General features: G+C 73.5%; 15 protein-coding genes. 10 read left to right on the top strand and 5 right to left on the bottom strand.

Annotated elements, in window-relative coordinates; genetic code table 11:
• Nucleotides 1-13: 13 nt before the first annotated feature.
• A complete protein-coding gene (gene fdxA, locus ABZ923_RS14785) occupies nt 14-334 on the top strand; it encodes a ferredoxin (protein ID WP_014674796.1) in 321 nt (106 codons plus the stop codon).
• A gap of 123 nt (nt 335-457) precedes the next feature.
• Nucleotides 458-1,549 carry a bifunctional succinyldiaminopimelate transaminase/glutamate-prephenate aminotransferase gene (locus tag ABZ923_RS14790; RefSeq protein ID WP_361470928.1) on the top strand — a complete coding sequence of 364 codons (1,092 nt, stop codon included), beginning with the start codon at nt 458-460 and terminating at the stop codon, nt 1,547-1,549.
• 83 nt (nt 1,550-1,632) lie between these two features.
• Here ABZ923_RS14790 and ABZ923_RS14795 read toward each other — a convergent pair whose 3' ends face one another.
• Complete coding sequence (locus ABZ923_RS14795; RefSeq protein ID WP_361470930.1) at nt 1,633-2,028, bottom strand: ATP-binding protein; 396 nt, start codon at nt 2,026-2,028, stop codon at nt 1,633-1,635.
• Between the two features lie 285 nt (nt 2,029-2,313).
• Entirely contained in the window at nt 2,314-3,306 is a 993-nt protein-coding gene (locus tag ABZ923_RS14800) for a heavy metal transporter (RefSeq protein WP_361470931.1), read from the bottom strand.
• 105 nt (nt 3,307-3,411) lie between these two features.
• Here ABZ923_RS14800 and dapE point away from each other — a divergent pair, with 105 nt between their 5' ends.
• Both dapE and ABZ923_RS14810 read left to right on the top strand, forming a co-directional pair.
• Nucleotides 3,412-4,491, top strand: a complete 1,080-nt coding sequence (gene dapE / locus ABZ923_RS14805; protein WP_361470933.1) for a succinyl-diaminopimelate desuccinylase — start codon at nt 3,412-3,414, stop codon at nt 4,489-4,491.
• 104 nt (nt 4,492-4,595) lie between these two features.
• Nucleotides 4,596-5,354 (top strand): TIGR00730 family Rossman fold protein, encoded by a 759-nt coding sequence (locus ABZ923_RS14810; RefSeq protein ID WP_361470935.1) that lies wholly within the window; start codon nt 4,596-4,598, stop codon nt 5,352-5,354.
• Between the two features lie 50 nt (nt 5,355-5,404).
• Here the strand turns inward: ABZ923_RS14810 and folP are convergent, their stop codons facing one another.
• A complete protein-coding gene (gene folP / locus ABZ923_RS14815; protein WP_361470936.1) occupies nt 5,405-6,265 on the bottom strand; it encodes a dihydropteroate synthase in 861 nt (286 codons plus the stop codon).
• 138 nt (nt 6,266-6,403) lie between these two features.
• On the opposite strand from folP, the gene ABZ923_RS14820 reads away from it, so the two are divergent.
• Nucleotides 6,404-6,769 carry a DivIVA domain-containing protein gene (locus tag ABZ923_RS14820; RefSeq protein WP_361470938.1) on the top strand — a complete coding sequence of 122 codons (366 nt, stop codon included), beginning with the start codon at nt 6,404-6,406 and terminating at the stop codon, nt 6,767-6,769.
• Nucleotides 6,766-7,353, top strand: coding sequence for a DNA-3-methyladenine glycosylase I (locus ABZ923_RS14825; protein ID WP_361470940.1), 588 nt, complete (start codon nt 6,766-6,768; stop codon nt 7,351-7,353). Before ABZ923_RS14820 ends, ABZ923_RS14825 begins: the two co-directional genes overlap by 4 nt.
• Before the next feature lie 37 nt (nt 7,354-7,390).
• Here the strand turns inward: ABZ923_RS14825 and ABZ923_RS14830 are convergent, their stop codons facing one another.
• On the bottom strand, nt 7,391-8,194 hold the full coding sequence (locus ABZ923_RS14830; RefSeq protein WP_361470941.1) for an enoyl-CoA hydratase-related protein: 804 nt from the start codon (nt 8,192-8,194) through the stop codon (nt 7,391-7,393).
• 374 nt (nt 8,195-8,568) lie between these two features.
• Between ABZ923_RS14830 and ABZ923_RS14835 the strand changes: the two genes are divergently transcribed.
• A complete protein-coding gene (locus ABZ923_RS14835) occupies nt 8,569-8,736 on the top strand; it encodes a DUF3117 domain-containing protein (protein WP_018544333.1) in 168 nt (55 codons plus the stop codon).
• A gap of 84 nt (nt 8,737-8,820) precedes the next feature.
• Here ABZ923_RS14835 and ABZ923_RS14840 read toward each other — a convergent pair whose 3' ends face one another.
• The gene (locus tag ABZ923_RS14840; RefSeq protein WP_361470984.1) at nt 8,821-9,516 is read right to left on the bottom strand and encodes an O-methyltransferase; all 696 of its coding nucleotides are present in this window, start codon (nt 9,514-9,516) and stop codon (nt 8,821-8,823) included.
• A 236-nt stretch (nt 9,517-9,752) separates the two neighbouring features.
• Between ABZ923_RS14840 and sigE the strand changes: the two genes are divergently transcribed.
• The 3 genes from sigE (at nt 9,753) to ABZ923_RS14855 (ending at nt 13,339) form a co-directional block, all read left to right on the top strand.
• Nucleotides 9,753-10,463, top strand: coding sequence for an RNA polymerase sigma factor SigE (gene sigE, locus ABZ923_RS14845; protein ID WP_208034090.1), 711 nt, complete (start codon nt 9,753-9,755; stop codon nt 10,461-10,463).
• Nucleotides 10,460-11,500, top strand: coding sequence for a zf-HC2 domain-containing protein (locus ABZ923_RS14850; RefSeq protein ID WP_361470943.1), 1,041 nt, complete (start codon nt 10,460-10,462; stop codon nt 11,498-11,500). The genes sigE and ABZ923_RS14850 overlap by 4 nt, the downstream gene beginning before the upstream one ends.
• Before the next feature lie 132 nt (nt 11,501-11,632).
• Nucleotides 11,633-13,339, top strand: a complete 1,707-nt coding sequence (locus ABZ923_RS14855; RefSeq protein ID WP_361470986.1) for a trypsin-like peptidase domain-containing protein — start codon at nt 11,633-11,635, stop codon at nt 13,337-13,339.
• Nucleotides 13,340-13,419: the final 80 nt, after the last annotated feature.

The raw sequence follows: 13,419 nt of genomic DNA on the forward strand, positions 1-13,419 counted from the left end.
GAGGAACGACAGCGTGACCTACGTCATCGCGCAGCCTTGTGTCGACGTGAAGGACAAGGCGTGCATCGAGGAGTGCCCGGTCGACTGCATCTACGAGGGCCAGCGGTCCTTGTACATCCACCCGGACGAATGCGTCGACTGTGGTGCCTGTGAGCCGGTCTGCCCGGTCGAGGCGATCTTCTACGAGGACGACGTCCCGGAGGAGTGGAAGGACTACTACAAGGCGAACGTCGAGTTCTTCGACGAGCTGGGCTCGCCCGGCGGTGCCAGCAAGCTGGGGCTGATCGAGCGCGACCACCCCTTCGTCGCCGCGCTGCCGCCGCAGGGCGAGTGACCGTCTGAGCGCCAAGCGGCCGCCCTAGCGCGCCGCCTCGGTCCCGTACGGCCCGATCGTCCCGATCACCGCCGTACGGGACCGAGGCGTTTGCCGCACCGTACGAAAGTGAGCCTGATTCCCGTGTCCGCAGTCTCCGACCGCCTGCCCGCCTTCCCGTGGGACAAGCTGGCCCCGTACAAGAAGACGGCCGAGGCCCACCCGGACGGCATCGTCGACCTGTCCGTCGGCACCCCGGTCGACCCGGTCCCCGAGCTGGTCCAGAAGGCCCTGATCGACGCCGCCGACTCACCGGGCTATCCGACCGTCTGGGGCACCCCCGCCCTGCGCGACGCGATCACCGGCTGGCTGGAGCGCCGCCTGGGCGCCCGCGGGGTCACCCACCGCCACGTGCTGCCGGTCGTCGGCTCCAAGGAACTGGTGGCCTGGCTGCCGACCCAGCTCGGCCTCGGCCCCGGCGACAGGGTCGCCTACCCCCGCCTGGCCTACCCCACCTACGAGGTCGGCGCCCGCCTCGCCCGCGCGGACCACGAGGTCTACGACGACCCGCGCGACCTGGACCCCGCCGGTCTGAAGCTGCTCTGGCTGAACACCCCGTCCAACCCGACGGGCAAGGTCCTCGGCAAGCAGGAGCTGACGGACATCGTCGCCTGGGCCCGCGCCCACGACGTCCTCGTCTTCTCCGACGAGTGCTACCTGGAGCTGGGCTGGGAGACCGACCCGGTCTCGGTCCTGCACCCGGACGTCAACGGCGGCTCCTACGACGGCGTCGTCGCCGTCCACTCCCTGTCCAAGCGGTCCAACCTGGCGGGCTACCGCGCGGCCTTCATCGCCGGCGACCCGGCCGTCCTGGGCCCGCTGCTGGAGATCCGCAAGCACGGCGGCATGATGACCTCCGCGCCGACCCAGGCCGCGGTCGTGGCCGCGCTCGGCGACGACGCCCACGTGCACGAGCAGCGCGAGCGCTACGCGGCCCGCCGCGAGGCCCTGCGCGCGGCCCTCCTCGCGAGCGGCTTCCGCATCGAGCACAGCGAGGCCAGCCTCTACCTCTGGGCCACCCGGGACGAGTCCTGCTGGACCACGGTCGCCGATCTGGCCGCCCGCGGCATCCTGGTGGCCCCGGGCGACTTCTACGGCGAGGCGGGCAGGAACCACATCCGCGTGGCCTTCACGGCGACGGACGAACGGGTCCGGGCGGCGGTCTCCCGCCTGTAACCACGCGGGCGGTCGTACCGGACGCACGAAGGCCGACGGGGCCCGGGAGGAGATCCCGGGCCCCGTCGGCGTCACGGCAGGGTTCAGCCGCCCAGCGGCAGGCCCTTGGTCGGCAGGGACGACGTCGGCAGCCCGCCCTTGGTGAGGGAGTCCGTCGGCAGCCCGCCCTTCGTCGCACCGGAGGCGGCGTCGCCCAGGACACCCCTCGCGGTCCCGGCCGCGGCCCCCGCGGCCGGCACCGCCTGCTTGACCGCCTTGCCGCCCGTGTCACCCGCGACCGAGGTGACGCCGTTCGCGGCGCCGTTGACGGTGTTGCCGACGTGCGCCCCGTCCAGCGCGGTCAGACCGCCCAGGTTCGGGGTGGCCGCCGGCAGGTTCGTGGCCGCTCCGGCGGAGCCGGCCGCACCGACCCCGGCAGCCGCTCCCGCTGCGACGAGCAGCGCGGCACGGGCGATCCGGCGGGTCAGAGGGAGGGTCATGATGCTCCATTCCACGGGAGAAAACGGTGGGTGCCCGAGTCCGTGTCCGGCTCGGACGCCGTGACTACCGCTCGAAGCCCGCGAAGGTTGCGGACGCCCCGGGTAAAGAATGGATAACGCATCGCATTATCAGGTGTGGATAAAAACGGGCAAAGGACGTCCGAGGAAATGGCGCGCAGAATCCTTCCGCCCCTTGTTGCCCAAGGGAATGCGCAACCGGTGCGCCACCCGCCCCCACCGGCGGCCGGCCCCGCACCGTACAACCCGCCGGAGTGATCGGCCGTACTACTGTCCGGCCACGATCCGGACCGCGCCCACCGACCTCTGCGCCCCGCCGGACCCGTGCGTGCCGGCCGTCCGCCACGTGTCGCTGTCGCTCCCCGCGGTCCACACCCGCCCCGCGTACGACACCCGCTCGATGTGCAGCGCCGAGGAGTTGGCCACCGCCCACTGTGCGAGCTGCCAGCCCCGCTCCCGCTCGCCGCGCCCGGTCGCGTCCCGCCGCGTGTCCTCCGGCACCGGAACCGTCACCGTCCGCCCGCGCGCGGTCGCGGTCACGCTCGGCGACGGCGACGGCGACGGCACGGGCGTCCCGCCCACCACCGCACCGGTCTCCTGGAGCGCGTCCCGCCCGAAGTCCCGTACCAGCGCCTGCCGCACCGCGTCCGGACCCGTCGCCGAGGCCGTGCGCCGCGGGCGCCCGTCGCAGGTCAGGGTGGCCGCCGCCCGCCCGGTCAGGGCCGCGGCGAGCAGCGCGGCGTCCGGCTCGTGCTTGGCGTACGCCTCCGGGTAGCCGCTGCGCTGCACCCGCTGCGCGGCCACCGTCAGCGGCAGGTCCGGGTAGTCCGGCACCTTCGCCAGGTGCGCGTAGAAGATGCCCGCCGCGTACGCCGGGTCCATGATCTGCCGCTTGGTGCCCCAGCCCTGCGAGGGCCGCTGCTGGAACAGGCCCAGCGAATCCCGGTCGCCGTGCCCGATGTTCCGCAGCCCCGACTCCTGCAGGGCGGTCGCCAGCGCGATCGTCACGGCCCGCTCGGGCATCCCGCGCCCGGTGCCGACGGCCGCGATGGTCGCCGCGTTCACCGCCTGCTCGGGCGTGAACTCGTACGACGCCCCGTCGCCGGAGGCGGAGACCACCGTGCAGCCGCGCGCCCCGCCGCCTCCGGTGACGTACTGCACCACGAGGTACGCGATGACGCCGCACAGGACCAACAGGGCCGCGGTGAAACGCAGGAGACGACCGCGGCGCTTGGGACGGGTGGGGGACGGCTCTGACACGCGTACAAGGTACTGGAGCCCCGTCGGCCCCTCGCCGGGGGTCCGCACAAGGCCGGCCACCCGACCCCTCCGGCCGCGCCGGGACGGCGCGCTAGGGTCGGGACCATGGCCGACACCTCGCTTGATCTCACGCTGGACGCCGCCGCGCTCACCGCGCAGCTCGTGGACTTCCCGTCCGAGAGCGGCACCGAGAAGCCCCTCGCGGACGCCGTCGAGACCGCCCTGCGCGCCCTGCCGCACCTGACGGTCGACCGCCACGGCAACAACGTGATCGCCCGCACGAACCTGGGCCGCGCCGAGCGCGTGATCCTGGCCGGTCACATCGACACCGTGCCGATCGCGGACAACGTGCCCTCACGGCTCGACGCGGACGGTGTGCTGTGGGGCTGCGGCACCTGCGACATGAAGTCGGGCGTGGCGGTGCAGCTGCGCATCGCGGCCACGGTCCCCGCCCCCAACCGCGACCTGACCTTCGTCTTCTACGACAACGAGGAGGTCGCCGCCCACCTCAACGGCCTCCGGCACGTCGCCGAGGCCCACCCGGACTGGCTCGCCGGTGACTTCGCGGTCCTGCTGGAGCCCTCCGACGGCGAGGTGGAGGGCGGCTGCCAGGGCACGCTGCGGGTGCTGCTGCGCACCAAGGGCGAGCGGGCCCACTCGGCGCGCGGCTGGATGGGCTCCAACGCCATCCACGCGGCGGCCCCGGTCCTGGCCCGCCTGGCCTCCTACGAGGCCCGCCGGCCGGTCATCGACGGCCTGGAGTACCGCGAGGGCCTGAACGCCGTGGGTATCAGCGGGGGAGTGGCCGGGAACGTCATCCCGGATGAGTGCGTGGTCACGGTCAACTTCCGGTACGCCCCCGACCGCACCGAGGAGGAGGCGATCGCGCACGTCCGCGAGGTGTTCGCGGACTGCGGCGTGGAGGAGTTCGTGGTCGACGACCACAGCCCCGGCGCGCTGCCCGGCCTCTCCCACCCGGCCGCCGTGGCCTTCATCGAGGCGGTGGGCGGCACGCCGAAGCCCAAGTACGGCTGGACGGACGTCTCCCGCTTCTCCGCGCTGGGCGTCCCCGCCGTCAACTACGGCCCCGGCAACCCGCACCTGGCCCACAAGCGCGACGAGCGGGTGGAGACGGCGAAGATCCTCGCGGGCGAGGAGCGGCTGCGGAACTGGCTCACCGCGTAGAGCCCGGGCGGCGCCGGTGCACGCCGGACACGCGCAGGTCCCCCCTCCGTAACGCGTGTGGATCTAGTCTGAGATCGAACTACCGGCAAGCGGAGGGAGCGCACATGGCTACCGGAAACCCCGAGGGGAAGAAGCAGCCGCCGGACGAGCAGCGGCTCGGACCGGTCCTCCGACGGCGCGGCCAGGTGACCGCCAGCACGACCGACCAGCGGCTGCTGGACGAGCGTGCCCCCACGGACTGGGTGCACACCGACCCCTGGCGGGTCCTGCGCATCCAGTCGGAGTTCATCGAGGGCTTCGGCACCCTCGCCGAACTCCCGCCCGCCATCAGCGTGTTCGGCTCGGCACGGACGCCGGTGGACTCACCGGAGTACGACGCCGGGGTGCGGCTCGGCCGCGGGCTGGTGCAGGCCGGCTGGGCGGTCATCACGGGCGGCGGCCCCGGAGCGATGGAGGCGGCCAACAAGGGGGCGTGCGAGGCGGGCGGCACCTCGGTCGGCCTCGGCATCGAGCTGCCCTTCGAGCAGGGGCTGAACCCCTACGTCGACATCGGGCTGAACTTCCGGTACTTCTTCGTCCGCAAGATGATGTTCGTGAAGTACGCGCAGGGCTTCGTGGTCCTGCCCGGCGGCCTCGGCACGCTCGACGAACTCTTCGAGGCCCTCACCCTGGTCCAGACCCAGAAGGTCACCCGCTTCCCGATCGTCCTGTTCGGCAGCGCGTACTGGGGAGGCCTGGTGGACTGGCTGAAGAACACGCTGGTGGCCCAGGGCAAGGCCGCGGAGAAGGACCTCCTGCTCTTCCACGTCACGGACGACGTGGACGAGGCGGTGGCCCTGGTCTCCAAGGAGGCGGCCCGCTAGGTCCGGCCCGGGACCGGGGGGAGTCCCCCCGGTCCCCGGGGCCCTTCGTCCTAGGCCAGACCCCGGCGAGCCACGGCGGGGACCCGGTGGCCGGCGATGGACGCGACCATCTCCAGCACCTGCCGGGTCTCGGCCACCTCGTGCACCCGGTACACCTGCGCCCCGAGCCACGCGGAGACCGCGGTCGTCGCCAGCGTACCGATCAGCCGTTCCTTCACCGGCCGGTCCAGCGTCTCGCCCACGAAGTCCTTGTTCGACAGCGACACCAGCACCGGCCACCCCGTGGCCACCATCTCGTCCAGCCGCCGCGTCGCCTCCAGACTGTGCCGCGTGTTCTTCCCGAAGTCGTGCCCGGGATCGATCAGCACGGACTCCCGCGGCACCCCGAGCGCCACCGCCCGCTCGGCCAGCCCGAGGGTCACGTCGAGGATGTCGGCCACGACGTCGTCGTACGTCACCCGGTGCGGACGCGTCCGCGGCTCCACACCGCCCGCGTGGGTGCACACCAGCCCCACCCCGTACCGCGCCGCGACCTCCGCGAGCCCCGGGTCCACGCCGCCCCACGCGTCGTTCAGCAGATCCGCGCCCGCCTCGCACACGGCCTCGCCGACCTCGGCCCGCCAGGTGTCCACGCTGATGACCACGTCGGGGAACCGGCGCCGTACCTCCGCCACGAACCCGACCGTGCGGCGCGCCTCCTCCGCCGCCGAGACCTCTTCGCCGGGCCCGGCCTTCACCCCGCCGATGTCGATGATCGCGGCGCCCTCGGCCACCGCCTGCTCCACGCGTGCGAGGGCCGGCTCGTCGCGGAAGGTGGCTCCTTGGTCGTAGAAGGAGTCCGGCGTCCGGTTCACGATCGCCATGATCACCGGCTCGTGCGGCCCGAATTCCCGCCTGCCCAGCCTGAGCATCCGCTGTGACCTCTCGTAGTACGTTCCGCAGTACGGCCGCCTGTGACCCTAACTGTCGGACTCGCATGGCACGATCGGAGCCTGACACATTCAGCTTCCGGCACAGCGGCCGGTAACGAGCGTGGGGACCCTAAGGCGATGGTGATGTTCTTGTTCCTGGTCGTCGCGCTGACCGTCGTGGTCGCCGCGGTGACCCTGGCCGTGGTGGGCGGCGGCGAGAGTGCCCCGCTGCCCGAGGTGGCGCCGGAGCGGCTCCAGGACCCGCTGCCCGCGGACCGCCCGGTGAGCGGCGCGGACGTGGAGAGCCTGCGCTTCCCGCTCGCCCCGCGCGGCTACCGCATGGCCGACGTCGACGACGCCCTCGGCCGGCTCGCCGCCGAACTGGCGGAGCGCGACGCCCGTATCGCCGACCTGGAGTCCGCGCTGGCCGGCGCGAGAGCCGCCGCCGCGCACGTCCACCACGTCCACCCGGACAAGGGCGAGGGCGCGGAGGGGCGGCGATGACCACCGGAGCGGCCGTCGCCGGGCCGGACGGCGCCCTGCGCTGCCCCTGGGCCCTGTCCACCGACGACTACGTGTCGTACCACGACGAGGAGTGGGGCCGCCCGGTCCACGGCGACGACGCCCTCTTCGAGCGGCTCAGCCTGGAGGCCTTCCAGTCGGGCCTGTCCTGGATCACGATCCTGCGCCGCCGCCCCGGCTTCCGCGCGGCCTTCGCCGGCTTCCGCATCGAGAAGGTCGCCGCCTTCACCGACACCGACCGCGAGCGCCTGCTGGCCGACCCGGGCATCATCCGCAACCGGGCCAAGATCGACGCGACCCTCGCCAACGCGCGCGTGCTCGCCGACTGGGCCGAGGGCGACCTGGACGACCTGATCTGGTCCCACGCCCCCGACCCGGCCGTCCGCCCGGCCCCGCAGACCCTCGCGGACGTCCCGGCGGTGACTCCGGAGTCGACGGCCCTCTCCAAGGCCCTGAAGAAGCGGGGCCTCAGGTTCGTCGGCCCGACGACCGCGTACGCGCTGATGCAGGCGTGCGGCCTGGTCGACGACCACCTGGCGGCCTGCGTGGCCCGCAGCGCCCCGTAGGGGGCGCGGGGGCCGTGCGGGCTCCGCCGCCCGGACTTCAGCGGCCCAGGTACTTGGGCTTCTCCTTGTTGACGAACGCCTGCACCGCGATCGCGTGGTCCTCGGACTGTCCCGCCCGGGTCTGGAGCTCGTCCTCCTTCTCCAGCGTCTCCTCCAGCGAGTGCGTCAGCCCGTAGGCCACCGCCTCCTTGATCGCCGCGTACGCCACCGTCGGCCCCTCGGCCAGCGCCCGCGCCACCTTCTCGGCCTCGGCGCGCAGCTCGGCCGCCGGTACGACCCGGTTGGCGATCCCCAGCTCCAGCGCGTCCTGCGCGCTGATGCTGCGCGGGAACAGCAGCAGGTCGGCGGCGCGGCTCGGGCCGATCACCCGGGGCAGCGTCCAGGAGATGCCGGAGTCGGCGGTGAGGGCCACGCCCGCGAACGACGTGTTGAAGGAGGCGGTGTCGGCCACGACGCGGTAGTCCGCGGTGAGCGCGAAACCGAACCCGGCCCCGGCCGCGACGCCGTTCACCGCCGCGACCACCGGCTTCGAGGCCCCGGCGAGCGCCCGTACGATCGGGTTGTAGTGCTCCTTGACCGTGTTCATCGTCTGCCTGGTCCCGGTCTCCCGGTCACTGACCAGCAGCCCGATGTGCTCCTTGAGGTCCTGGCCCACGCAGAACGCCCGGTCCCCGGCCGCCGTCAGCAGGATCGCCCGTACGGCCGTGTCCCCGGCCGCGGATTCCGCCGCCTCCCGGAGCGCGGCCTTGGTGGCGATGTTCAGCGCGTTCATCGCCTCGGGGCGGTTCAGCGTGATCGTCGCGAGTCCGTCGCTCACCTCGTAGAGCACGGTGTCGGCCATGGCGCATCCCCTCCGGTGTTCGCGGCTGGTGACGTACCGCTCAGTACGCCCCTGTCAGAGGACAGCATGGCGGAGATCGCCGCCCCGGAGCCGGACCGGACGTGTGACCTGCGTCAAAGAAAACGGGAGCGGATCCGTTCGGCCGATCTTCTCGCGGTGGCGAAGTATCGCAGTCACATCGCCGAATTGAGTGGTTTTGCTCGCGCGCGTTGCCCAAGCGATGCCGACCGATGTTGGTCATCGGGTCCTGCGATGCGGGATAATGGCTGGGAAGCAATGTGTTCGATGCCGGTGTCGCGTGTCCGTTATGGATGGCGGATGCCCTTGCGGGGCCGTCGGCAGACGATGAGCTGGTTTCAGGAAGGGGAACGAGCATGGCGGCCATGAAGCCGCGGACGGGCGATGGCCCGCTCGAGGTGACCAAGGAGGGGCGGGGCATCGTCATGCGCGTTCCGCTCGAAGGCGGCGGTCGGCTCGTCGTCGAGCTGACCCCTGACGAGGCAGAGGCGCTCGGCGACGCCCTCAAGAAGGTCGTCGTCTGACGTCCCAGTCATCCTGTCCTACCGGCTGCCCCGGCATCGTACGCGGTGTCGGGGCAGCCGCGTTTTCCCACCCCACCTGCGGGTTCAGCGCTTGACGGCGCACAGCAGGCCGTCGCCCACCGGCAGCAGCGAGGAGACCAGCTCCTGGCTCTCCCGGACGGTGCGCAGCAGCTCGCGCAGCCGCAGCACCTCGGTCGGCTGCGGCCCCGAGTCGACCGTGCGGCCGTTGGCGAAGACGCCCTCGAAGACCACCAGGCCGCCCGGCCGCAGCAGGCGCAACGATTCAGCGAGGTAGTCCGGGTACTCCAGCCGGTCACCGTCGCAGAAGACCAGGTCGTAGCCGGCGTCGGCGAGACGCGGCAGCACGTCCAGCGCGCGGCCGGGGATGAACCGGGCCCGGTTGCTGGCGAAGCCGCAGACACGGAAGGCCTGCCGGGCGAACTGCTGGTGGTCCGGCTCCGGGTCCACCGTGGTGAGCACCCCGTCCGGCCGCATCCCGTGCAGCAGGTGGATCCCGGAGACCCCGCAGCCCGTGCCGATCTCCGCGACCGCCTTCGCGTCCACGGAGGCGGCGAGCAGTCGCAGCGCGGCGCCCGTGCTGGGCGACACCGAGCGCAGCCCTGCCTCGCGGGCCCGCTCACGGGCCCAGCGCAGCGCTTCGTCCTCGGCGACAAAGGCGTCGGCGAACGCCCAGCTCGTCTGCCGGTTGCCGGTAATGACCCTCTCCTGTCCCCTGGTTGCCTGGGCGTGACTGTATCCGTTGGCGTCGGGAACCCGCAGATGGGACCAGGCGTTTAGAAGGATGAGCCGGTGGTCGGGGACGCGACGGGGGGCGAGAGGTGGATCAGGGCGCCGAGCAACTGCTGACGCAGCCGGATGAGCCGTATCAGCGTGTATCAAATTCTCGTAAAACCGCTTATCCGGAGCTAACGGGCGAGGTGGCTATGGTAGGGGCTCCACTGGACACCACCAGAGCCGACAGGGGAGGTGCGGCTGCGCCCGGGGATCGGGGTGGAGTGCTGCGGCGCTTCCTCGGGTCGGCGGGCAGGCCGAAATCCGTGACCGACACCGCTGACAGCCACGCCACCGGTCTCGCCGCCGGCGAGACCCAGACCGCGACCTTCGCCACCGACGCGGACGGGCAGGCGTGGACTCCGCCCACGTGGGACGAGATCGTCAGCACGCACAGCGGCCGGGTCTACCGTCTCGCCTACCGCCTGACGGGCAACCAGCACGACGCGGAGGACCTCACCCAGGAGGTCTTCGTCCGCGTCTTCCGCTCCCTGTCGACGTACTCGCCGGGCACCTTCGAGGGCTGGCTGCACCGCATCACCACGAACCTCTTCCTGGACATGGTCCGGCGCAAGCAGCGCATCCGCTTCGACGCCCTCGGCGAGGACGCGGCCGAGCGCCTGCCCAGCCGCGAGCCCACCCCGCAGCAGCTGTTCAACGACGCCCACTTCGACGCCGACGTCCAGCAGGCCCTCGACACCCTCGCGCCCGAGTTCCGCGCCGCCGTCGTCCTGTGCGACATCGAAGGACTGTCGTACGAGGAGATCGCCGCGACCCTCGGCGTGAAGCTCGGCACCGTCCGCTCCCGTATCCACCGCGGCCGGTCCCAGCTCCGCAAGGCCCTCGCGCACCGCTCCCCGGAGGCCCGCGCGGCCGAGCGGCGCTCCTTCCTGGCCCGGGTCCCCGCTCTGGGAGGAGGGGGCGCGACCGCGTGAGTGGAACACGGCCGAAACCTGTCGAGAAGGCACATCTCGCAGAACAGCACCTGGGAGACCGGCTCTCCGCCCTGGTGGACGGGGAGCTCGGTCATGAGACGCGTGAGCGCGTCCTCGCCCACCTGGCCACCTGCGCCCGGTGCAAGGCGGAGGCGGACGCCCAGCGCGCGCTGAAGAACGTGTTCGCGGAGGCGGCCCCGCCCCCGCCCTCGGCGAGCTTCCTGGCCCGTCTCCAGGGGCTCCCCGGAGGAGGTGACCCGGACGGCGGCGGCACGCCGTCTTCCGGGGGCGGACTCCTCGGCGGCGCCACCGGACCGGCCGGGACCTTCGGCGTGAGGCGCGGCGAGCGCCTCCCGTTCGGATACGTCCCCGCCCGCGCGCACGGCTACCTCCCGGACGGCGTCCCCGCCCCCGAGGACCGCGGCTTCCGCATCCACCCCGTCGGCCGCCCGGACGACGGCCGCTCCGCCTGGCGCGGGCTGCGGTTCGCGTTCGCCGCCGCCGGCGCGGTGTCGCTGGCCGCGATCGCCCTCGGCGGCGTGACCACCGCCATCCCCGGCGATCCGACCGCGGACGCCCGGGGCGGCACCGGCACCGGCAGCAACGTCACACCGGCCCGTTCCGCGGGCACCGGCCCGGCGGGCGGCGCGGCCACGCCGGACAGCCAGCGCCGCCGCCCGGTCGGACCGCTGCTCGCGCAGGACGGCCCGATGACCGGCCCGGCCCCGGTGGCGCCGACGACCCTGTCCGCGCCCCTGCTGCCCGGGGTGCCGGCCCCCGCCGCCGGGCAGACCCGCACCGAGGCGGTGCGCGGCCTGACCGCTCCGGTGCTGGCCGGTGCCGCCGCCGTCTCCCCGCTGATACGCCCGCTCGACGACACCGTGGCCCTGCCGCTCGCCGACTGGTCCGCCACCGCCGGAGTCACCGGCTCCGGCCTGCTGTCCGCCCCCGTCCCCGACACCGGCTCCGCTTCCCCCGCCGCCCCCACCCCCGCCGCCTCACCGGCCTCTCCGGCCGCGCCCCATCCGTCGCCCTGACCTGCCACTGCGCCACGGCCCGCGAACCTGGTTGAATCCGGTGAGGCCGTGCCCGCGGCGACGACCCGGGAGCGGCAGCCGATGTTCCACGACCGCGGCAGCGCGCGGTCGTGGCCCAGCCATGGGGAGAACATGAACGAGGGGAACCGTGTCCCGCCGGTGGACGGACCGGAGGGAGCGGAGGGGGCGACACCGGCCGACCGGACCGCGGGCACCGAGGCGGCCGTACCGGCGCAGACCGGGGCCGACGGCGACTTCGAGCTGGCCAAGCCGGCGCCGGTCCCGCCGGCCGGTACCGACGAGCGTGACGCCGTAGCGGCCGACGCGGGGCAGGCCGTGGCCGGAGCGGCCGGGGAGGCCGCCTGGGCGGCTCCCGCCGAGCGGCCCAAGCCGCTGCACGACCCCGATCCGTACGGCACCCCGCCGTACGGCGAACCCGGCCCCTGGGCCCCGGCGCCGCCGGTCCAGCACCCGGCGGCCACCCCGGCCCACGGGACGGCCGTCCCCGCGCCCGCGCGCCCGTCGGCGCCCCTGCCCGCGCCCGCCACCCATGTGCCGGGCGTGCCGGCGCCCGCGCCGGGAACCCCGCCCACCGACCCGGTGCCGGGGACCACCGAGCCCTGGGTCCGCTACGACCCCTGGGCGGCCGGCTCCGCCACGGAGCAGGCGCTCGCCCGGCAGCCGTTGCAGCAGACCGGCGTCGGGGTGCTCACGGAGCAGCAGAGCACCCGGCGCGCGAGGCGGATCCTGTTCGTGTGGACCGTGGTCGTCGCCCTCGTCGCCGCGGGTGTCGGCGGAGCCGTCGGCGCCTACGTCGAGCGTGACGGCCTCGGCGGCGAGGTACGGCTGCCGCAGGCCGGGAGCGTGCCGGCCGGCCGGGCGCCGGACAGCGTGGCCGGGATCGCCGCCCGCGCCCTGCCCAGCGTGGTGACGCTGCACGTCAGAGGGGCCGACGAGGCGGGCACCGGCACCGGCTTCGTGCTGGACACCGCCGGTCACATCCTCACCAACAACCACGTGGTCGAGCCCGCCGGGACGGGCGGCGAGATATCCGTGACGTTCAGCAGCGGCGACACCGTCAAGGCCAAGGTCGTCGGCCGGGACAGCGGCTACGACCTCGCCGTCGTCCAGGTGCACGGCGTCCGCGGCCTCACCCCGCTGCCCCTCGGCAACTCCGACGCCGTCAGGGTCGGCGACCCCGTCGTCGCCATCGGCGCCCCCTTCGACCTCGCCAACACGGTCACCTCCGGCATCATCAGCGCCAAGGAGCGGCCCATCACGGCCGGCGGGGAGAAGAGCGACGGCAGCGACGTGTCGTACGTCGACGCCCTCCAGACCGACGCCCCGATCAACCCGGGCAACTCCGGCGGTCCGCTGCTCGACTCCCGGGCCCAGGTCATCGGCATCAACTCCGCCATCCGCTCCGCCGGCAGCGGCACCGACTCCGACGGCGGCCAGGCCGGCTCCATCGGCCTCGGCTTCGCCATACCCGTCAACCAGGCCAAGCGGGTCGCCGAGGAACTGATCAACGACGGCCGGGCCACCCACCCGGTGATCGGCGTCACCCTGGACATGGGCTACACCGGCGACGGCGCCCGGATCGACGACAAGAGCGCCTCCGGCGGCCCCGCCGTCCTCAAGGGCGGACCCGGCGAGCGGGCCGGCCTCCGGGCGGGGGACGTCATCACCGAGGTCGGCGGGGAGCGCGTGCACACCGGCGAGGAGCTGATCGTCAAGATCCGCGCCCACCGGCCCGGCGACCGGCTGCCGCTCACGGTGGAACACGACGGGACCGAGCGGGAGGTGTCACTGGTACTGGGCGCCTCGGAGCGGAACTGACACAAGTCTCACCTATGGACGGTACCGGTCGGACAGGAACGCCGGGTACCGTTGAGCGACCGAGGACATCGCAAGGAGCG

Origin of the sequence: Streptomyces sp. NPDC046881, assembly GCF_040645015.1 — a bacterium.
GTDB lineage: Bacteria > Actinomycetota > Actinomycetes > Streptomycetales > Streptomycetaceae > Streptomyces.

Bases quoted from the DNA above. Each gene is read 5' to 3' on its own strand.
- ABZ923_RS14795 (WP_361470930.1), bottom strand. From the start codon at position 2,028: ATGACCCTCCCTCTGACCCGCCGGATCGCCCGTGCCGCGCTGCTCGTC.
- dapE (WP_361470933.1), top strand. From the start codon at position 3,412: ATGGCCGACACCTCGCTTGATCTCACGCTGGACGCCGCCGCGCTCACC.
- ABZ923_RS14810 (WP_361470935.1), top strand. From the start codon at position 4,596: ATGGCTACCGGAAACCCCGAGGGGAAGAAGCAGCCGCCGGACGAGCAG.
- folP (WP_361470936.1), bottom strand. From the start codon at position 6,265: ATGCTCAGGCTGGGCAGGCGGGAATTCGGGCCGCACGAGCCGGTGATC.
- ABZ923_RS14820 (WP_361470938.1), top strand. From the start codon at position 6,404: ATGGTGATGTTCTTGTTCCTGGTCGTCGCGCTGACCGTCGTGGTCGCC.
- ABZ923_RS14825 (WP_361470940.1), top strand. From the start codon at position 6,766: ATGACCACCGGAGCGGCCGTCGCCGGGCCGGACGGCGCCCTGCGCTGC.
- ABZ923_RS14830 (WP_361470941.1), bottom strand. From the start codon at position 8,194: ATGGCCGACACCGTGCTCTACGAGGTGAGCGACGGACTCGCGACGATC.
- ABZ923_RS14835 (WP_018544333.1), top strand. From the start codon at position 8,569: ATGGCGGCCATGAAGCCGCGGACGGGCGATGGCCCGCTCGAGGTGACC.
- ABZ923_RS14855 (WP_361470986.1), top strand. From the start codon at position 11,633: ATGAACGAGGGGAACCGTGTCCCGCCGGTGGACGGACCGGAGGGAGCG.